The sequence below is a fragment of the Bacteroidota bacterium genome, from assembly GCA_016721765.1.
Lineage (GTDB): Bacteria > Bacteroidota > Bacteroidia > UBA4408 > UBA4408 > UBA4408.
Map to the genome: position 1 here is coordinate 1751478 of JADKHO010000001.1, position 20661 is coordinate 1772138.

The 20661-nt window shown below is 36.6% G+C and carries 17 protein-coding genes and 3 pseudogenes; 10 read left to right on the forward strand and 10 right to left on the reverse strand.

Features of this window, described 5'->3' with window-relative positions:
- Together IPP32_06285 and IPP32_06290 are read left to right on the forward strand one after the other, a co-directional pair.
- Positions 1 to 2919 carry a histidine kinase gene (locus tag IPP32_06285; protein MBL0047690.1) on the forward strand — a complete coding sequence of 973 codons (2919 nt, stop codon included), beginning with the start codon at positions 1 to 3 and terminating at the stop codon, positions 2917 to 2919.
- Positions 2920 to 2924: 5 nt separating this feature from the next.
- Positions 2925 to 3689 carry a response regulator transcription factor gene (locus IPP32_06290; GenBank protein MBL0047691.1) on the forward strand — a complete coding sequence of 255 codons (765 nt, stop codon included), beginning with the start codon at positions 2925 to 2927 and terminating at the stop codon, positions 3687 to 3689.
- 3 nt (positions 3690 to 3692) lie between these two features.
- On the opposite strand, the gene IPP32_06295 is transcribed toward IPP32_06290, so the two are convergent.
- From IPP32_06295 to IPP32_06320, 6 genes and pseudogenes are all read right to left on the reverse strand, one after another.
- A complete protein-coding gene (locus IPP32_06295) occupies positions 3693 to 4997 on the reverse strand; it encodes an MFS transporter (protein MBL0047692.1) in 1305 nt (434 codons plus the stop codon).
- Positions 4998 to 5019: 22 nt separating this feature from the next.
- Complete coding sequence (locus IPP32_06300) at positions 5020 to 5766, reverse strand: enoyl-CoA hydratase/isomerase family protein (GenBank protein ID MBL0047693.1); 747 nt, start codon at positions 5764 to 5766, stop codon at positions 5020 to 5022.
- A 198-nt stretch (positions 5767 to 5964) separates the two neighbouring features.
- Positions 5965 to 7365 (reverse strand): T9SS type A sorting domain-containing protein, encoded by a 1401-nt coding sequence (locus IPP32_06305; GenBank protein MBL0047694.1) that lies wholly within the window; start codon positions 7363 to 7365, stop codon positions 5965 to 5967.
- Between the two features lie 262 nt (positions 7366 to 7627).
- Positions 7628 to 8346: pseudogene (locus IPP32_06310) on the reverse strand (Bax inhibitor-1/YccA family protein).
- A 25-nt stretch (positions 8347 to 8371) separates the two neighbouring features.
- Positions 8372 to 8971, reverse strand: a complete 600-nt coding sequence (folE, locus tag IPP32_06315; GenBank protein ID MBL0047695.1) for a GTP cyclohydrolase I FolE — start codon at positions 8969 to 8971, stop codon at positions 8372 to 8374.
- A 103-nt stretch (positions 8972 to 9074) separates the two neighbouring features.
- Entirely contained in the window at positions 9075 to 9488 is a 414-nt protein-coding gene (locus IPP32_06320) for a 6-carboxytetrahydropterin synthase (protein ID MBL0047696.1), read from the reverse strand.
- 340 nt (positions 9489 to 9828) lie between these two features.
- Here IPP32_06320 and mqnB point away from each other — a divergent pair, with 340 nt between their 5' ends.
- The 5 genes from mqnB to rfaD all read left to right on the forward strand — a co-directional run bounded on the left by mqnB (position 9829) and on the right by rfaD (position 13175).
- A complete protein-coding gene (gene mqnB / locus IPP32_06325) occupies positions 9829 to 10542 on the forward strand; it encodes a futalosine hydrolase (GenBank protein ID MBL0047697.1) in 714 nt (237 codons plus the stop codon).
- Between the two features lie 93 nt (positions 10543 to 10635).
- Positions 10636 to 11493 (forward strand): 1,4-dihydroxy-6-naphthoate synthase, encoded by an 858-nt coding sequence (locus IPP32_06330; protein MBL0047698.1) that lies wholly within the window; start codon positions 10636 to 10638, stop codon positions 11491 to 11493.
- Positions 11494 to 11519: 26 nt separating this feature from the next.
- Positions 11520 to 11762, forward strand: a complete 243-nt coding sequence (locus tag IPP32_06335; protein ID MBL0047699.1) for a UPF0175 family protein — start codon at positions 11520 to 11522, stop codon at positions 11760 to 11762.
- Positions 11740 to 12195 carry a DUF3368 domain-containing protein gene (locus IPP32_06340; GenBank protein MBL0047700.1) on the forward strand — a complete coding sequence of 152 codons (456 nt, stop codon included), beginning with the start codon at positions 11740 to 11742 and terminating at the stop codon, positions 12193 to 12195. Before IPP32_06335 ends, IPP32_06340 begins: the two co-directional genes overlap by 23 nt.
- A 14-nt stretch (positions 12196 to 12209) precedes the next feature.
- The gene (gene rfaD, locus IPP32_06345) at positions 12210 to 13175 is read left to right on the forward strand and encodes an ADP-glyceromanno-heptose 6-epimerase (protein MBL0047701.1); all 966 of its coding nucleotides are present in this window, start codon (positions 12210 to 12212) and stop codon (positions 13173 to 13175) included.
- Between the two features lie 156 nt (positions 13176 to 13331).
- Here the strand turns inward: rfaD and IPP32_06350 are convergent, their stop codons facing one another.
- Positions 13332 to 13673, reverse strand: a complete 342-nt coding sequence (locus IPP32_06350; GenBank protein ID MBL0047702.1) for a MerR family transcriptional regulator — start codon at positions 13671 to 13673, stop codon at positions 13332 to 13334.
- 57 nt (positions 13674 to 13730) lie between these two features.
- Positions 13731 to 14702: a peptidoglycan DD-metalloendopeptidase family protein gene (locus IPP32_06355; GenBank protein ID MBL0047703.1), complete on the reverse strand. Its 972-nt coding sequence runs from the start codon at positions 14700 to 14702 to the stop codon at positions 13731 to 13733.
- A 137-nt stretch (positions 14703 to 14839) separates the two neighbouring features.
- Between IPP32_06355 and alaS the strand changes: the two are divergent.
- From alaS to IPP32_06370, 3 genes and pseudogenes are all read left to right on the forward strand, one after another.
- A pseudogene (alaS, locus tag IPP32_06360) lies at positions 14840 to 17472 on the forward strand (alanine--tRNA ligase).
- Positions 17473 to 17537: 65 nt separating this feature from the next.
- Positions 17538 to 18092, forward strand: a complete 555-nt coding sequence (locus IPP32_06365) for a hypothetical protein (protein MBL0047704.1) — start codon at positions 17538 to 17540, stop codon at positions 18090 to 18092.
- A gap of 246 nt (positions 18093 to 18338) precedes the next feature.
- Entirely contained in the window at positions 18339 to 19349 is a 1011-nt protein-coding gene (locus IPP32_06370; GenBank protein ID MBL0047705.1) for a T9SS type A sorting domain-containing protein, read from the forward strand.
- A 128-nt stretch (positions 19350 to 19477) separates the two neighbouring features.
- On the opposite strand, the pseudogene IPP32_06375 reads toward IPP32_06370, so the two are convergent.
- Both IPP32_06375 and IPP32_06380 read right to left on the reverse strand, forming a co-directional pair.
- Positions 19478 to 20016: pseudogene (locus IPP32_06375) on the reverse strand (transposase).
- A 33-nt stretch (positions 20017 to 20049) separates the two neighbouring features.
- Entirely contained in the window at positions 20050 to 20394 is a 345-nt protein-coding gene (locus IPP32_06380; protein ID MBL0047706.1) for a four helix bundle protein, read from the reverse strand.
- Positions 20395 to 20661: the final 267 nt, after the last annotated feature.

The window sequence follows — 20661 nt, forward strand, 5'->3', positions numbered from 1 at the left end:
ATGAAAAATTTTGTAGTAAAATCTATTTTACTCTTTTATTTTCTGCTTGGAATAGGCCTTGTATCAGCCTCTTCTCAAACTCCCTTTTTTAAAAAGATATACCTTAATAAAGAGAATACAAATTTAAAAATCAATACCATTTATAAGGATACCAAAGGATTGCTTTGGTTTGGTACCACCGAAGGAGTTTACGCATTTGATGGCCTTGAATCTACGCCTTACCTAATCGATATTAAGCATTTCGACAACAATGTTTCGGCTATCTATATGGATGTATCCGGCACTATTTGGGTGGGATTCAAAAACGGAAGAATCGCAACTGTACGCGACCGTGAATTAAAATTAATTATAACAGATAGTCCTTTTCCTAAAAATCCTATTACCGGAATTGCAGAGGATTCTGCTCATAATGTTTGGTTCAGTACAGCCGGTGAAGGAGTGTTTTATTACAACAATAATCAGCTGCATCATATCGGAGCTAAGGATGGATTGAACAATGACTATGCTTATTGTGTAACCTACTGCAGCGATACAAAAATATATGTAGGAACGGATGATGGAATTGCAGTATGTACCCTTCAAAACGAAAAAGTTTCTATCGCTCGCCTCGATTCCCGCAACGGACTCACCGATAAAATTGTGCGCAATATAACCGACGACAACAGTGGGTTTTTATGGATTGGGATGCAGGACAGGGGTATTTGTAAATATAGCTTAAGCAATGGCACGTTTACAGTTCCCAAGCAATTTGAAAATTGGAGTTTGGGTCAAATTAATGCACTTTCTAAAGAGAAATCGGGTTGGTGGATTGCAACAGATGAGAGCGGGATTATTTTTTACGACGAGAAACCCAATTCGTTTTTAAAGATTTATAAAAAGTTCAACAACCTAGATTTTGTGCGCGTAAGCAATGTATGTGCCGACAATGAAAACAACGTGTGGATGATTGCTAACTCTACCATTTATCAAAGCATGGGAAATCATGTTATGATGTTGGATAAAATAAAGAATCTCAAAATAACTTATGTGCACAGCATTCTTTGTGATAAAAAGAACAAACTCTGGTTTACTCCGGATCAGGAATTGGTTGCTATTAATTTAAACGATACCGTTTTTTCACAGTACAAAAAAATTAGCATTACACCTCCTTCTCAACTTATTGATATTGTTTCTTTATTTGAAGACAGAGAGGGATATATTTGGGTGGGAACAATGGGGAAGGGGCTATTCAGGGTGAATCCCAATTCAGGAGCGGTGCAAAAAATTACAGGAAATGCACAACTTAATTCGGCAAGTGTTATTGCTATTGGAGGATATCAAAAAAACATTTGGTTGGCAACATTGAGCGGCTTAATTAAAATGGAATTGCCCCGAAATATAAATACTGATAATTTGGAAGTTGTATTTAAAAACTACAGCGGACAAAATGTAATCAACAATGATTATGTGTATTCCATTTTTGTAGACTCAAAAAAGCGGGTTTGGTTTGGTACCGATGGTAAGGGGATTTCTTGTTTAGAGGGTGAAAACTTCACCAATTACAATGCAAAATCAGGATTAAAGAGCGATGTAATTTATTCTATTACCGAGGATGAAAAGGGTAACATTTGGTTTAGTACTTTGAATGCAGGTATTTACAAGTTTGATGGAAAAACGTTTGTAAATTATTCGATTAAAAACGGCATCCGAAACCTTGGGATCAGCAGTATTATTTCGGATGGTCGTGGCAGTATTATTATAATGCACAAGCAGGGAATTGATGTGTTGGATACCAAAACAGGAAAGTTTTTTTATTATGGAAGTGAAGTTGGTTTATCGGACATTAATTCTGATTTAAATTCTATCACAAAAGATAAAGATGGAAACATTTGGTTGGGAACTGAACTGGGAATAATTCGTTTTTATAACGATGCCAATCACTACACCAATAAACCTAAAACTATTTTAAATAAACCCTTGTTGTTTACCGATGAGGAAACCAATACCAATTTGCCCTTATTTCAAGCGGATCAAAACAATATATCTTTCGATTTTTTTAGTGTGTGGTATACCAATCCGGATAGAATCCGCTATCAGTACATGCTTCAGGGATACACACACCAATGGATAAATACAAAAGACAGAAAGTTGATATTCCCTAACCTTATTCCGGGAAAGTATGTTTTTAAGGTGCGTTCCTCTATAAACAATAATTTTAAAAATGCCTCGGAAGCGAGTTTTAGTTTTACAATAAAGCGTCCATGGTACCAGCAGTGGTGGTTTAGAATTGTTTTTATTATTGCTTTGATTTTGGTATCGGCAGTGATTTTAAGAGTGCGATTTGAGCGGGTGCGTAACCTCGAGCGATTGGAAAAAGAAAAAATTGGGTTTCAATTTGAGACTTTGAAAAATCAGGTGAATCCACATTTTTTGTTTAATAGTTTTAATACCTTGATAGCCATTATCGAAGAGGATAAGGAAGTTGCAATTGAGTATGTTGAAAAGCTCTCGGATTTCTTTCGTAACATTGTTACGTATCGGGATAAGGATACAATTTCTTTGCGGAAGGAATTAGAGTTAGCCTCCACCTATTTCTTTTTACAGAAGAAAAGATACGGAAGAAACTTTACACTCAAAATCGATGTAAATGAAGAGAGCATGGATTCAAAGGTTCCACCCCTAGTTTTGCAACTCCTGCTTGAAAATGCCGTAAAACATAACGCAGTATCAGCTGAAACACCATTGAATGTCAGTATTTATTCAGACTCTACCTCATCACGCTTATATGTTAAAAATAAAATCAACAAACGTAGAACTCAAGAACCGGGCACGGGCACCGGTTTACTTAATATTGTGAACCGTTACAAATTATTGAGCAAGGAAGAAGTTACCATTGAAAATAATTTAGATGAATTTATAGTATCCATACCTTTAATTTAAATAACATGAATGTACTACTGATTGAAGACGAAGAACCGGCATCTACCCGTTTAAAAAAATTATTGAACGCCGTGCATCCCGAAATCCAAATTTTAGAAACCATAGTGAGTGTAAAATCGGCTATTGAATGGCTCTCGCAGCATCATCAACCCGATTTAATAATAATGGACATACAATTATCGGATGGGGTGAGTTTTGATATTTTTAATGAAGTGGAAATAAAATGTCCGGTAATATTTACCACAGCATACGACCAATATGCCTTGCAAGCATTTAAAGTGAATAGCGTGGATTACCTGCTCAAGCCGGTAAAAAGCGAAGAGTTGAAAAGTGCATTGGATAAATATCAAAAACTTTTCACTGAAAAAAAATCAACCGAAATTGATTATTCGGTGCTGCTTAGCGCTTTGAATAAAAACAAAGGTGAGTTTCAAAAACGCATTGTAATTCGCTACGGTGAAATTATTAAAACGGTTGAAATTGCTGATATTGCCTACTTCTACACGGAATCAAAAATTAACTTTTTGTACACCTTCAAAAACCAACGCTTCTCTGTTGACCATAATTTGGATGAGTTAGAACAAATATTAAATCCAAAGGAATATTTTCGAATTAACCGACAATTTATCGTCAACATAAAAGCGATAGATAAAATGGTTACCGTTTCTAAATCTCGCGTTAAGCTAACCCTTAACCCACCTTGCGAAATAGAAACGATTGTGAGTACAGAGCGCTCTTCTTATTTTAAAGATTGGCTTACAGGGCAATAAGTACTAAGCGTGCCCATTTTTTTTCGGAATGCGCATCAGCAATAATAGGCCAATAACAAAAAACACAATTAGCATAATGATTGGCTTTCGCATGCTGGTGCTCATTTCGTTAATGATACCAAAAGTGGCCATTCCTAATACAATGCATACTTTTTCGGTCACATCATAAAAGCTGAAATAGCTGGCATGGTCCTCTGTTTCGGGAAGCATTTTACTGTAAGTAGAGCGTGAGAGCGACTGAATGCCACCCATCACCAGCCCAACAAATCCAGCCACTATAAAAAAATCGGTAGGCGTATAGCAGAAAAAATAGGTTCCAACACAAGCGCCAATCCACACACACACCGCCACCATTAAAGTGTTGATATTTCCAATTTTTCGGGAAACGAACGAAAACAAATAGGCACCAAACAAGGCCACAAATTGGATGATGAGAATGGTGGTAATGAGTTGGCCGGTTTCCATTTTAATTTCGGCTGCACCAAATAATGTAGCAACTAGCATTACCGTTTGAACACCCATGTTGTATACAAAAAATGCGATGAGAAATCTTTTCAGCACAATGTTATGTTTCATATCTGCCCACACTTTTTTTAATTCTTGATAGCCTTTGAAAAAATAATTATCGTTTGCTTTTTTAGGATGCGTTCTGCCGGGTAAATAATAAAAAGGTATCTGAGCAAAGCCTACCCACCAAATGCCCACGGTAAGAAATGAAATACGTGTGGCCATACCTGCATCGGCAATGCCAAACCAATCGGGTTTTTGCACCAGCATTAAATTAAAAATAAGCAATATCGAACTTCCCACATAGCCCATCGCAAAGCCTCTTGCACTCACTTTATCCTGATCCTTGGGTTCAGCTATTTCGGGTAAAAAGGCATTGTAAAAAACCAAACTACCCCAAAAACCAATACAGGCAAAAACCACTAAAATAATTCCTAATCCAAGATGGTCGCGGGTAAAAAAATACATGAGGCTGCAGGAGATGGCACCGAGGTAACAAAAAAACTGCATAAATCTTTTTTTACTTCCGCCATAATCGGCAATTCCTGAGAGTAATGGAATTACAGCCGCTACCACCAAATTAGCAAAGGCTAAGGAATAATCATAGAGGGTGGTGTTCTTAAATTGCATTCCTAAAAAAGTAACAACATCGCTTATTTCTTTTCCATCTACATCTTTGGTTACGGTTACTGCTTTGTAATAAATTGGCAGAATAGTAGCCGTAATAACCAAGTTATACACCGAATTGGCCCAGTCATAAAATGTCCAGGCGGTGATTACTTTTTTATTTCCTTTTTCCATGAGAAGTGATTAGGGGTTTAATTTACTCGCCTTTAAAAATGGGTTTTCTTTTTTCTAAAAAGGCACTCACGCCTTCCTTGTAATCTGCGGTGGAGGCAGCAACTACTTGTTCTTTGCCTTCGGCAGTTAGTTGTTGAGTTAAGTTATTTGTCATGGATTGGTTGAGCAATCTTTTGGTAAGTCCCAATCCTACAGTGGGCATCGCAGCAAGTGTTGTGGCTAATGTCATTGCTTCTATTTGCAGATTTGCATCGTCACATACTTTATAAATCATGCCCATTTTCTCGGCTTCTGCAGCAGGCACTTTATCGCCTAGCATCATGAGTGCGCTGGCTTTTCCAAAACCAATTAAGCGTGGTAAGAAAAAGGTCCCTCCACTATCCGGGATGAGTGCTATTTTACTAAAAGCTTGTAAGAAGGAAGCACTGTTTGCTGCAATAACCACATCGCAGGAAAGTGCAATATTTGCTCCTGCACCGGCTGCCACGCCATTCACTGCGCAAACAATGGGTTTTTCGATGCTTCTGATTTTTTGGATGATAGGATTATAATGTTCTTCTACAATATTTTTAATGCCAGGTCCACTTGGGTCGATGGCTTCGCTCAAATCCTGACCGGCGCAAAATGCTTTGCCTTCGCCGGTGATTAAAATTCCTCTGATATTTTTATCTAAGGCCGCTGCATCGAGTGCAGCTTGCAAACTCAAAGCCATCCCGCGATTAAAGCTGTTGAATTTATCCGGACGGTTTAAGGTGATTTTTAATAGAATCTTATTTGGCGTTTTAGTTAGTGGTGAATGGCCCCGGGGATATCAGACATAAACAAAATCTTGATTTTGCTTTCAAAGATATACTTTTGAATAAATTGTTTAGAAATAAATATCTTGGAAAGAACTACCCCAATTTTCCTTGTGCACTTTGTGTGTTCCTTGTGCACTTTGAGGTAAAATAATGAGTTATTTATAAAATTAATTAACCAAAAATTTCTTGGTTGTACGCTTTGAAGTGCTTGTAAATTCTAGAAAATAAATTCCATTTGAGATTTTCTCCAAAGTAAAACTCATCCTAAAATAGCCGGCCGTTTTGTTTTCTGTTTCTTGAAATACCATTTGCCCAAGCGCATTGTGAACCTTTATAGTTATGGGTTCATCTATGCTGGAAAAATAAATAAGGTTAAAATTACCATCATTGGGATTCGGAAAAAGTGTAAACGAATTTTCATCCGGTATGGCATCGGGGTGGAGGAGTTTTTTGTAAGAAATGTATACTTTGTACTCGCTATTGTCGCCCATCGAATTATCATGTTGCGTTTCAATATAATAATTGAAACCGGCTGAATCATATTTATATAATAGATAACCACCGCCACCACCAGAATGAAGAAAATACTTATAGATTAGTTGATTTTGTGAATTGTAATTGAAATAGCTGGAATCCCCATGATACCAGATACTATCTTCTTCATCATATTGATAGCTTAAATTATAAACTAAATTTCTTTCTGAATCAAAAATAAAGACTCTCCTTGATTCGAAGGGCACCTCTATTTTAGTCCTGTAATGGAGCGAATCATGGAAATAATTAGTAGATGGATATACAAAAAAGGTTTGGTTTAAAGTGTCAAGTAATGATAAAACAGTATGCTCTAAATAGGCAGTTGAATCATAGAAGTATTCGGTTTTCTTGTTAGTTATACTAACATTGGCAACGTTTTTTTTAAATATTGTTTTTAAAGAATCATTAGGATAATATTCAAATGCAGTCGTTTCATATAAGCTATATGATAAATCCTGCTTTAGCTGCTCGTAAATTATTTCTGTTTTTTTACCCTCAGAATCATAAGCTATTCGTTGCCTTCCACCATACTTAATAATTCCATTGCTGGTGTAATTATATTCCTGAATTGATTGTAACCCATTTGGCGTATATTGATAAAAATAATTATCAAAGTTTGATGTAGTTGGTGTGTCAATTATTGAATTTGATGAATAGTGAAAGCTTCCACGAGAATGTTTAATTAATCTATCGAGGGTATCATAGTAATACAGTTCTTCGTAATTCTTTCTCAGTTTATTTAGATTAAAGTTGATGTTGGCTGATGAAAGTATTTTCTTAGTTGGCGAATATTTATTAGTTGTAATGTCATAGGTAGGATTGTCTGAATAAAATATATAGGATGAAATTAAGAGTCCATTCAAATCGAATGAATCAATGGTTGTATAATGGTTGTATGAAGTTGGGGCGTTTATCCAATCATAATAAACCTTTGTGACAACCGAATCAATCATATACCCACTCGAAACACCTTGGCTCCGGGCGGAACTTAAAATCAAAGAAAAAAGAAAAAAGCAGAAGTAAATTCTTTTCATGCTGTTAGCTACTTTCAAAGGTACTAATTTATTGATTTGTAGTTGGACTTTCATAAAAACCTTGTTTTGCGTTTTTATGGGATACTTTTTATTTAATGAAACAACACAAGAAAGGCACTGTGTTTACAATAAAAAAACGATTGTGCCCTTTGTGCAACCTTTGTGTCCTTTGTGGTTAAAAATTTAGCTAATCAAAGTTATAAGCAACAAAAAAGGCTGCCACACTAACGCAACAGCCTTTTTAATTTTATAAAATTAGAGCTTATCTTCTATCTCCAAAAATACGCAAGAGCGAAAGGAAAAGATTTATAAAATCAAGGTACAAATTTAAAGCGCCCATAATCACTAATTTTTTAGTGGATTCAGCACCGTATTCAGCACCTTCGCCAATGCGTTTTAGTTTTTGAACATCGTATGCAGTAAGCCCTGTAAATACTATTACACCAATAAAGCTAATGATATAACTCATGGTGCTGCTTTGCATAAAGAAGTTAATCAAACTTGCTACAACAATACCTATTAGAGCCATCATTAAAATGTTGCCCATTCGCGTTAAATCGGTTGATGTAGTATATCCCATAACTGCCATCACTCCAAACATTACTGCTGCCGAAGCAAAAGTGGTATAAATAGAAGTGGCTGTGTAAGCCAAGAGCACAAAGCTCAAACTAATTCCCATTATCGTGGCGAACGCTAAAAACAAAGTAAGCACTACCGAATAAGAGAATCGATTCATACCTGCGCCAATCAAAAGCACAAAAATTAAAGGAGCAAACATTACTACATATCCTAAAATTGTAAGTCCTTTTTCATTTGCAAGAGTGCTCATAAGCGACATGTCGCTTGCAAAATAATACGCTGCAACTGTGGTAATGGCTAATCCTGCAAACATCCATGAAAAACATTTGCCATAAATGATTTCACCATGCTTCCCGATTGAGAAGTGTTTTGTTGCGCAAAATTAAAATTGTTGTTTTCCATTTTTATTGATTTTGGTTTTTGTTTTTTATGTTAAACTGGATGTAATTAATTTCATAAACTCAGAACGGGTGCGGGCTTCCAGAAACTCACCGGTAAATGCTGAAGTGGTGGTAATGGAATTTTGCTTTTGAATTCCGCGCATTTGCATACAAAGGTGCGAACATTCTATTACAACTGCAACACCCTTTGGTTTCAAAGTATCCTGAATGCAATCCCTTATTTCGGTTGTTAATCGTTCTTGAACCTGTAGTCTGCGTGCAAAAGCATCCACTACACGCGGTAATTTACTTAAACCTACAATGTGTCCGCTAGGAATGTAGGCGATATGTGCTTTGCCAAAAAATGGTAAAAGATGGTGTTCGCACATGCTGTACACTTCAATGTCTTTTACCAACACCATTTGGTCATAAGGCTCTGCAAACATGGCTGAGCGCAATATTTCTTCCGGATTTTGCTCGTATCCTTGTGTGAGGTATTGCATTGCTTTTGCCACTCTTTCGGGTGTTTTAAGCAAGCCTTCACGATTGGGATTTTCACCAATTTCGGAAAGTACCAACTTATAGCTGCTAGCTAGGCTGCTGGTTGTTTTTTCATCGTATGTTTCAATCTTTTTGTATCCTGCCATGTTCGTTTTTGTTTCGTTTGTCTTATCCAACCAACGAAACACGAATTTGTTTTTGTTGTTTAGTCAAGGCTAAAAATCGCATGTGTCGTATCGCTTGCAAATCTTATTCCCCAAAATACTCTGCCGAATTGTTTTCGGTCTCAAACACGCGTATCGAGTGGAGTTTACAGCCTAAGCCGCTGATTTTGTATTCTAATTGTTTCCAAATTTCTACTGTCAAAATTTCGGTTGAGGCCATTTTTCCTGACATAAATGGCACATCAAGGTTCATGTTTTTATGGTCGAGTTGATCCACGATGCATGTTTTTATTAGTGTGCTTAGGGCTTTTAAATCCACCACAAAACCGGTGTCAGGATTCGGATTGCCTTTCACGGTGACATATAAATTGTAATTATGTCCATGCCAATTAGGATTGGCGCATTTTCCAAACACTTCCAAATTTTTTTCATCGCTCCAGTCGGCCTTCCACAATTTGTGGGCTGCATTAAAGTGCTCTTTTCGCGTTATATATACCATATCTTACTATTTGAGACTGCAAATATAAAGTTAATTGTTGGCAAGTAACTTAGCCCATTTATTGACTCATCTCTAATTATGAAACAATCATTAGTCAAACCCAAAAATAGTCAATCCATCAAATCCATCCTTCGACTCCGCTCAGGAGGACATTTCGTTAATTTTCTAACAAATCAGCTAATCGGCAAATCAACTAATCAACTAATCGGCTAATCTGCTAATCAGCAAATCGGCTAATCGGCTAATCAGCTAATCGGCTAATCAGCTAATCAAATTAATGTTTCTTGTAAAAACGACCTTCACGTCATAAAAGAAAATATCTTTGCAAAAAATTTGAACAATGTATATATTAGTAGTGAGTGCTACCCGAAAAGAGATTGAGCCGGTGGTAGCGAGAATGAATTTGGAGCAACAAATAATCCCTTCGCGCTTGACGCGTTATAATTTTTTAAATCATTCGGTAGATGTGTTGATTACCGGGGTTGGCATTTTACCCAGTTCCTTTTGGTTAGGAAAAATTTTGAGTAATGGGAATTACGATTTTGCCATAAATTGCGGGGTTGCCGGAAGTTTCAGCAATGCGCTCACTTTGGGCGAAGTAGTGAATATTACAGAGGATTACTTAATTGAAATGGGAGCGGAAAACGATGCTCAATTTATTTCTTTGGATGCCATGCAACTCATCGACGCAAAGGATTTTCCATACACCGCATTGGGAGTTAAAAGCACCTATGATTTCGAAAATCCGGCGCTGGCAAACATTAAAAAGGTAAATGGAATTACCGTGAATAAAGTGCATGGAAATACTGCAAGTATACATCGCGATATGGCGCTTTACCATTCACTGCATGGCAAGCCGGTTGTAACCGAAAGCATGGAAGGAGCTGCATTTCTATTTGCTTGTATTCAAGAAAAAGTGCCATGTGTGCAGTTGCGTGCCATATCCAATTATGTAGAAAAAAGAAACACCGATACGTGGAAGTTGGATATTGCAATAAAGAATAGCTGTGAGAAAGTGCTGGAAGTGATGAGTTCTTACGCAGATGAGAACTAAGGTATAGTGCACCTTCTGATACTGATTTTAATTAGCTAATCAGCTAATTAGCTAATCAGCTAATTAAAAATAAGTTTCATTTAGAAAACAGTTTTGAATACAACGCTGCAACTAGGTTTCTCACCCTGCCCAAACGATTGCTTCATTTTTGATGCCTTAATACATCACAAGATTGATACAGAAGGCTTAACATTTGAGGTGCTAATGGAGGATGTTGAAAGCTTGAACCGTAAGGCTTTTTCCGCTTTAAGCGAGAAGGAAAACTCCTTGCTGCACATTACCAAACTGAGCTATCATTCTTATGCCTATCTCACAAAGCCCTATGTTTTGTTGGATGCAGGTAGTGCTTTGGGTAATAATTGTGGTCCATTACTTGTTTCCAAAAAAAATTACGCTGCCACGGATGTTGACGCACTGAAAATTGCGATTCCCGGAAAATATACAACCGCCAACTTTTTGCTTTCATTGGCCTTTCCAAAAGCCTTGAATAAAACGGAACTGGTTTTTTCAGCCATTGAAGACGCTGTTTTAAATTCGGAATTTAATGCCGGTTTAATAATACATGAAAACCGTTTTACATACGAAGCAAAAGGCTTAAAGAAAATAATGGATTTGGGGGAATATTGGGAAACACAAACCCAACTTCCTATACCACTTGGAGGCATTGTGATTCAACGAAATTTACCTGAAGCACTGAAACAAAAAGTGAACCGTTTAGTTCGTAAAAGTGTAGAATTTGCTTTCGAAAACCCTGATTCGAGCGAGGAGTTTGTTGCACAGCATGCACAAGAAATGAGTTTAGAAGTAAGAAATAAACACATAAATTTGTATGTGAATGAGTATTCGATCGACTTGGGTAATAAGGGACGTATGGCAGTTAAATTGCTATTTGATATGGCAATGCAAGTGGGTGTAATTAAAAATTTGGACGAAGATATATTTTTGAATTAGGCGATTTTAATTTGTAATTTTAAGCTATGAAAAAGTTAACTCTTAATTTTCCGGACACATTTGATATGGATGAAAAGGAAATTGTAAATGCTTTAGCTGCTCAACTTTATGATATTGGTAAACTATCCTTAGGTCAGGCTGCTGATTTGGCAGGACTTTCGAAAAGAAAATTCATGGAATCGCTGGCTAATTTTGGTGTTTCGGTGTTTAATTATCCTGTCGAAGATTTAGCGCACGATATAGCTCATGCAAAAAATCATCATAGCTGATACAAGTTGTCTCATTCTGCTTGATAAAATAAAAGAGCTGAATATTCTTAAACTTCTTTTTGGAAAAGTTTACATCACTCGGAATATTGCAGTGGAGTTTAATCAGCCGATTCCTGAATGGATAAAAATTCAGAATCCAAAGAATAAAAGCTATCAAAAATTATTGCTTAAATACGTTGACGATGGCGAAGCAAGTGCAATAGCATTAGCAGTTGAAAAGGCAGATTCTCTCCTAATTCTTGATGATAGAAAGGCAAGAAAATTGGCAACTAGTTTAAAATTGAATTATACAGGAACAATTGGCGTACTCATTGAGGCAAAACAAAGTGGATGCATCAAGTCAATTAAGCCTATCCTAACCAAAATTAAACGCACAAATTTTCATTTAAGCGAAGAATTAGAAGCAGAAATAATTGAAAAATCAGGCGAATAAAATATTTTTTTAAAATGATAGTCATAACAGGTGCAGCAGGTTTTATAGGAAGTTGCTTGGTGAGCAAACTAAACAGCGAAGGAATTAACGACCTCATTGTTGTGGATGATTTTTCCATACTTGAAAAAGTACCTAATCTGCAAGGGAAACACTTCAAAGCTAAAGTTGAGCGAGCTCTATTTTTTGAATGGTTTCGTGAAAATAAATCACAAGTGAAATTTGTTTTTCACTTGGGCGCAAGAACCGATACCACAGAGTTTGATGTAAAGATATTTGATGAGCTAAATGTGAATTACAGCAAAGAAATGTGTAAGGCTTGCACCGATTTTGGAATTCCTTTGGTGTATGCTTCCTCTGCCGCAACATACGGTTTGGGTGAATTGGGATATGAGGATAGCCATGAAGTGGTGGAACATTTAAAACCTTTAAATCCTTACGGAGATTCGAAGAATGATTTTGATAAATGGGTGCTCCAACAAACACAAACTCCCCCATTTTGGGCAGGACTCAAGTTCTTTAATGTTTACGGTCCTAATGAATACCATAAGGCAAGAATGGCATCCGTTATTTTTCATGCCTTTAATCAAATTAGCGAGAAAGGTGGCATGAAATTGTTTCGTTCGCACAAGCCTGAATATACAGATGGTGGGCAATTGCGCGATTTCGTGTATGTGAAAGATGTAGTGAATGTGTGTGTGTATTTAATGCAGCATCAAAAAAATTCCGGCATTTATAATTTAGGAACAGGCATCGCACGAACTTTTTTAGACCTTGCAAAAAGTACTTTTTCGGCAATGGGCAAGGGGGTGAATATTGAATATATTGATACTCCGATAGACATTCGCGACAAGTACCAATATTTTACGGAAGCTAAAATGGAGAAATTAAAAGCCATAGGATACACTCAAGATTTCTATACTTTAGAAGAGGGTGTAACAGACTACGTTCAGAATTATTTAATCGGAAAGAAGTATTATTAATTCTAATTCCGAATAAAATTCAAAGGAAAAAGAGAAAATTATTCCTCAAATAACCAAATTACAAATGGTCGGAAAATAATCTGCGAAAATCAACAGCATCCGCGTTATCCGCGTTCCATTTCAAGATTATTGAGTGAGCAGACAATTCAATATAAACTACAACTCTTCCTGTATAAGTAATAGTTCTGATTTAATTTTTTTGAGTTTACTCAAAAGCAGTTCCTTATCGAGTTCAACAGCAATAGTACTTTCCTTTTTTAGAGTTGCCTTAGCGCCTTGAAGGGTAAATCCTTTTTGTTTGACAAGTGAATAAATAGTTCTGAAATTTTCAAGGTCTTCGGTGGTAAATAAGCGATTCCCTTTTTTGTTTTTCTTTGGTTGGATGATGTCAAATTCTTTTTCCCAAAAACGAATCAGCGAAGGATTTACATCAAACATTTTAGACACTTCACCCATGGTGTAGTATAATTTAGTTGTTTCTGTTTCCTTGTAAGCCATTGTTTCGGGCAGTTGATAAGAATTAAATTTATTGCGTAGTGATGTAGGAAAATGAAATCAGTCAAACGACTGATTGGATTTGCTCGATAAATCAAGCATTTGAGCATATTCTGCAGCACTTAAATCATTAAAGAAAAAGTTAATCGGATTTATTTTACCTTGATTTTTAATCACCTCATAATGCAGGTGTGGAGCTGTGCTCATTCCGCTGCTGCCCACCAATCCAATTACATCCCCTCGTTTCACTTTTTGACCAACGCGGGCAATAATCTTGCTCATGTGGCCATATAAGGTTTCGTATCCATACCCGTGATTAATTACCACATGATTGCCATAACCTTGTGCAAGATCATCGGCACGCTCAACCACACCATCACCTGTTGCGTAAATTTCGGTACCAATGTTGGCACTAAAATCAATTCCGGTATGAAAATGTTCGGTTTTATAAATTGGATGGGTGCGGAAACCATATCCTGAAGCCATCCGTCTGAGATCCTTATTTGCAATGGGTTGTATTGCAGGTATTGACGCCAATAGCACAGCTTTGTTTTTCGCCAAATTGGCGACATCGTCAAATGACTTGGATTGAATATACATCCGCTTAGCAAGAAAATCTAACTTTTTTGTGGTTTCAATAAGCAAGTCAGAATTGTTGAATCCTTCCAATTGCTTGTAACGGTCGACCCCGCCAAATCCTGCTTTTCGAATATTGTCGGGAATAGGTTCTGCTTCAAAAATTACACGGTAAATATTGTCATCTCGGTTTTGAATATCTTCCAATACCGCATTCATCTGACTCATGCGCTCACCAAGATTGTCGTATTGGTCGCGCAATTGTACAATCTCACGCTTAAGTTGTTTTTCTTTAGGAGAATCAAAATAAGTATAAGCAATCCAAATCGTAACTGTAGCAAATACTAAACCTGAGGCAACATAAGATAGAAACCGTTTGAGGCGATCCCATACCTTAAGCTGCACACGCTCGTACTTTAACGATTTGGTATTAAAATAAAACTTTACCTTACTCATGTTCCTCAATTTTTTTACGGAGGTATGCGAAATTAGCTAATTAAAGTAAATTTGCAACGCAAAAAAGAGGCTTTAGCACCAAAAATTGTAAAAAATACAAGTATGCAGAGGCTTTGCATAGAAATTAATAGAAGAGCATGAACGCAAATCAAATTAGAAAAACATTTTTAGATTTCTTTAAGTCAAAAGGTCACGAAATTGTGCCCAGCGCGCCCATGGTGGTGAAAATGATCCTACCTTAATGTTCAACAATAGCGGTATGGCACCTTTTAAGGATTTATTTTTAGGAAATGCACCCATTAAATTTCCACGTATTGCGGATACACAAAAATGTTTGCGTGTAAGTGGAAAGCACAATGACCTAGAAGAAGTTGGAGTGGATACATATCACCATACAATGTTCGAAATGCTTGGCAATTGGAGCTTTGGCGATTATTTTAAAAAGGAAGCCATTGCCTGGGCTTGGGAATTATTGCACGATGTATATAAGCTGGATGCGGACAGGATGTATGTGACGGTATTTGAAGGCAGCCCGGCAGAAAAATTAGCCTTTGATCAAGATGCATATGATTGCTGGAAAAAACTAATCCCCGAAGACCGAATCCTAAGAGGAAATAAAAAAGATAATTTTTGGGAGATGGGAGATACCGGGCCTTGTGGACCTTGTACCGAAATTCACGTGGATTTAAGAGATGATGCCGAAAGGAAGAAAGTAGATGGTAAAACATTAGTCAATAACGACCATCCACAAGTAGTTGAAATTTGGAACAATGTGTTCATGGAATTTGAGCGCAAAGCGGATGGCAGTCTTGTAAAATTGCCGAAACAACATGTGGATACCGGAATGGGATTTGAGCGTTTGTGCATGGCCTTGCAAGGAAAAAAATCGAATTACGACACAGATGTTTTTCAACCCTTAATTCAATTTTTAGAACGTGAATCAGGAAAGAAGTACAAGGTTGATGAGAAAACTGATATTGCCTTGCGTGTTATTGCCGATCATATCCGCACCATTGCTTTTGCGATTGCAGATGGTCAGTTGCCAAGCAACAACAAGGCGGGTTATGTAATTCGTAGAATTTTGCGCAGAGCGGTGCGTTATGGTTATACCTTCCTCAATTTTCAGCAACCCTTTATGTATAATTTGGTGGAGGTACTGGTTGCCCAGATGAGTGATACATTTCCCGAAATTAAAACTCAACAATCACTCATTGAAAAAGTGATAAAAGAAGAAGAAACTTCCTTCTTAAAGACTTTGGGGAATGGGATTACGCGTTTCGAGAATCAATGTAAGAACCTTACATCAAAAACGATAAAGGGAGATTTTGCATTTGAGTTATTTGATACCTATGGTTTTCCAATTGACCTTACGCAATTGTTGGCGCGTGAAAAGAATCTGATGGTAGATATGGAGGAATTTAATGCTTGCATGGCCGAGCAAAAAAATCGCTCCCGTGCTGCTGCTGCTGTGGACACTGAGGATTGGGTGTATTTAAATGCTTCGAATGCAAATCAAACCAAAGTGCAAGAGGATGTTTTTGTGGGATATGATTTGAGTGAAATTACAACTGAAATTACGCAATACCGCAAAGTAAAGGCTAAGGGCAAAGAGCAATATCAATTGGTATTGGATAAAACACCATTTTATGCAGAGAGCGGTGGACAGGTGGGGGATACAGGAATGTTGGAAGTGGAAGGTGAAAAAATTTCAATTACCGATACCAAAAAGGAAAATGGAATTATCATTCATTTTGCGGATAAATTACCCAAACAACCTGAAGGAGAAGTACAGGCGAAAATAAATGTTGAAAAAAGAAAACTCACTGAGAATAATCACTCCGGCACGCACTTGATGCATGCTGCATTGCGTGCTATTTTAGGTACACATGTAGAGCAAAAGGGTTCGTTGGTTAATGCGGATTATATGCGATTTGACTTTTCGCACTTTGCAAAAGTGAGCGAGGAAGAAATTGCTGCGATTGAAAAATTAGTAAATCAAAAAATCAGAGAAAATATTCGTTTGAATACGCAGTTGCTTCCTATTGATGAAGCGCGAAAGCTAGGCGCTATGGCTTTGTTTGGAGAAAAATATGGCGATGTAGTTAGAGTAGTAACATTTGATAAAAATTATTCGGTAGAACTTTGCGGAGGTACACACGTGGCAGCTACAGGGCAAATTGGAATGTTTAAAATAATTTCTGAAAGTGCAGTTGCAGCAGGAGTTAGAAGAATTGAAGCCATCACAGCGCTTAAGGCGGAAGAATTTTTTACAAGTCAAAATAAACTTTTGCACGAAGTAAAAGCATTGTTGAAAAATCCCAAAGACCTCCACAAAAGTGTGCAACAAGTGTTGGATGAGAATAGTGCCTTATCCAAGCAAGTGGAAAGTATGCTGAAAGATAAAGCCAATTTAATTAAAGCGGATTTAGTCCACAAAATTACGGCTGTAAATGGGATAAATTATTTAGCTCAAAAAATTGAACTCAATTCTGCGGAAGCGATAAAGGATTTAGTATTTGACTTACAAAAATCAAGTGAAAACTTGCTGGTGGTAATTGGTGCAGAAGTAAATGGAAAAGCAACGCTCACCATTAGCATTGCTGAAAATTTAGTGAAAGAAAAGGGTCTTAATGCGAGTGTAATGATACGTGAAATTGCGAAAGAAATTAATGGAGGTGGTGGTGGTCAACCGCATTTTGCAACAGCCGGTGGTACAAATAATTCAGGAATTAATGACGCGCTAGAAATGGTTAAGAAATTTTTGAATTAGAATAGGAATAAAATTATTGAAATAATAAAATTTTACTTATTTTCGAATAACAAATAAAAAAAACAATGAAAACATTAAAACATATTTTGGTTACAATTACAATTGGATCTGCACTCTTGTTAAGTTCTTGTGATAAAGCAAAAGATAAAGTTAAAGTGGATGTATCATTTGATCTTAATTTGCCCAGCGCTAAGATGTATATTGATACCATTTCGCAATTTGGAAATGTTAATTTGGCTACCACTACCTTTCAATCCAACCTGCAAAAAACCTTGGATGACAACAATGCAAACATGGATGACATTGAGTCTATTTCCTTGAGAAGTGCTGAACTCACTATGCTAAATCCGGGAGCACAAAACTTTAATATCATTACTAAATTGTATGGTTACATGTCGGCCACCGGACTTGCTGAAACGCGTGTGGCTTATTTAGATCCGGTTCCTTCAAACGTAACGCAAATTACCTTAAATTCAGACAATGCTGATTTGGTGGAATATTTGAAAAAGTCGGAAGTAAACTTTAGAGTAAGCGGTGTAACCACTGGACCAAATTTAGAACGTGACACCCTAAACGTAAAACTGATTTTTAGTATAAAGGCTAAGATTGATCCTTTGTAGTAATTTGGTTTGAATAGTATTTTAATAGAAAAGCGTGGTTTTTGACTGCGCTTTTTTTTTGGTGGACTTTTTACTCAATAGGTTGTTCTCCTTTACATAATATTTCCGTTTCAAGTTAGTTTCAAATCAGAAGAATTGCTACTTAATTGTGATTATGGATGGTATGATTCAAACTTTTAACCGATTTTTTTTTGTTGAAAATAATTAATCTATATTAGCTCTCAATACATAATCAACATCTCCAATATGAAAAAACATTACGTGAATTCGATTGCCATCTTTTTTTTAATTCTATCACAACAATCGTTCTCGCAAACAATTACTGCGGGAGGTATCAACCCTGTGATTGGAGATGTTTTTAATTATAAAACCACTGCCCATTTTAACGAAGGCTCGTCCGGTTCAGGCCAAGTATGGAACTATCCAAGCCTTACAGGAACTACTCAGCAATTAACTGCCGTGAGTGTAGCTTCTACGCCTTATGCTTCTTATTATCCAAGTGCAACCATTGCCGAAAAACAAGGGAGTGGGACCGCCTATTTGTATTATTCAAATTCAGCTTCTGCGCAGCAAACCAGAGGCTATGCTGTTTCTACTACACAAATCGTGTATTCAAATCCGGAAGAAATGTTGCATTTCCCATTCTCGTTAGGGAATTCCTATGTGGATAATTTTGTGGCCAATTTTACTAGCGGAGGTTATTCTTATACAAGACGGGGCACCACAACTGTTACAGCAGACGCTTCAGGAACTTTAACCACTCCGGCAGGTACATTTACAAACGTATTGCGTGTGCGCATATTTCAAGATTATCAGGACTCTACAAACTTAGGCGGAAGCCCCTATATTATAGATTATACAAATGATGAATTTCTTTGGTATAAAGACGGATTCCATTACCCTCTTGCTTCAACATTTACATTTGTCAATAACGGCACCCCATCCACTAGTGGCAGCTATCTAATAACTTCAACAATTGGAATTGATGAAACCAATGCATTCGAAAGCAATCTTAACATTTTTCCGAATCCTGCAACATCATTATTAACTGTTGAACAAATGGTAGAAACGCAAGAACCACTTCGTATTAGTTTGATGAATGTGCTGGGTGAAAAATTAGCCGAAATTGTGTCACCAACGCAGCCCGGAAGTAGAAATGAAATTACCATTAACGTGGAAAAATATTCTAAAGGTATTTACCTGGTACTCGTAAGTTGCGGAGATTTATCTACTACAAGAAGGATTGTTATAGAATAGCGGAACTTACGTTCATCTTTTGTTTAGTATTCCTTTAACCTGTTCCAATTTTCGTTAGCGGGAAAGAATAAATAATTAGATTAATTTGTAACTAAGCTAATTGGATTTTTTATTTTTAAAAATCCAATTTATAATTCATCAATTTCAAGCATTGAGAAAAGTTCTGTAAAGTTCCTAGCGCTGGAATACAAATAATCAAATTCATTTTCAACTATTCCTGCTTTTACAGGATTTTTATGAATGTAATTTAAGCGGCTATCAATCATTTCATTTGTACTTAGCGCAACTGCATGATTTTCGTGCGTCCAAAACTGAACTAATCTCACTCATGAATTAAATTTTGCATGGTATCTAAAAACCAATTTTAGCCATTGCCTTCTGCTTTCTTTAGGATTTTCGATTTGTTTTAAAATTGTTTTGGAGGTGTGTTTCTTAAAATCACGTACTATATCAGAAAGATTATTTTCGGTGCTTAAAATACAATGTACATGATTGCTCATAATGACATAAGCATGAAGTTTCAATCCCTTCTTTTTTCGACAAAAAACAAGACTTTCAATAAGGAGGTCAGTATATATTTTTCTTGCAAAATATCAGCCCATCCGACTACTTGGAATGTTAGAAAATACAAACCTTGTGGATTTCTTATTTGATAGCTTTTTCCCATTTAAATTTTGTATGAAGTCATATTTAAAAATCTTTAAGACAAATTTTTAATCATCGCGTATAAAATTCTTGAAAGTTCATCCGCCATTTGTAAAAAGTTTTCAAAATCTTCAATAGTTACAATTTCTTCATCGTGCAAAACATCAAGTGCGCTGACGCATTCAAACAATGATGCTCTCGAGATTACAAAATAATTTCTTCTATCCGCTTTAGAAAATTTCCCGGATCCTTCTGCAATATTTAGTACAATGCTGAAGGAGGCTCTTCCTAATTGGTCTTTCACATAATTATCTACTTTGTTTTTCAAAATCAACTTTTTACAAGCACGATGAAACAATTTGGCTTTTTTATAGACTTCAAGTTTTTGGAAATCGAACATATAGATCAGTTGTGTATAAATAAATTCTGAAAGAGAATAAATTCAGAAAGAGAAACAGAATGAGAATGAGGAAAAAAACAAATTAGAAAAACCTTCGCTAACATTCTGTTTCTCGCTCTACAGAATCCCTCGCTCACTTGCTGTTTCTAGCTCTGCAAAAACCTTCGCTCACATGCTGTTTCTCGCTCTGCAAATCCCCTCGCTCTGCTTCTGTTTCTCACTCTGCAAAAACCTTCGCTCTCATTCTGTTTCTCACTCTGCAAAAAC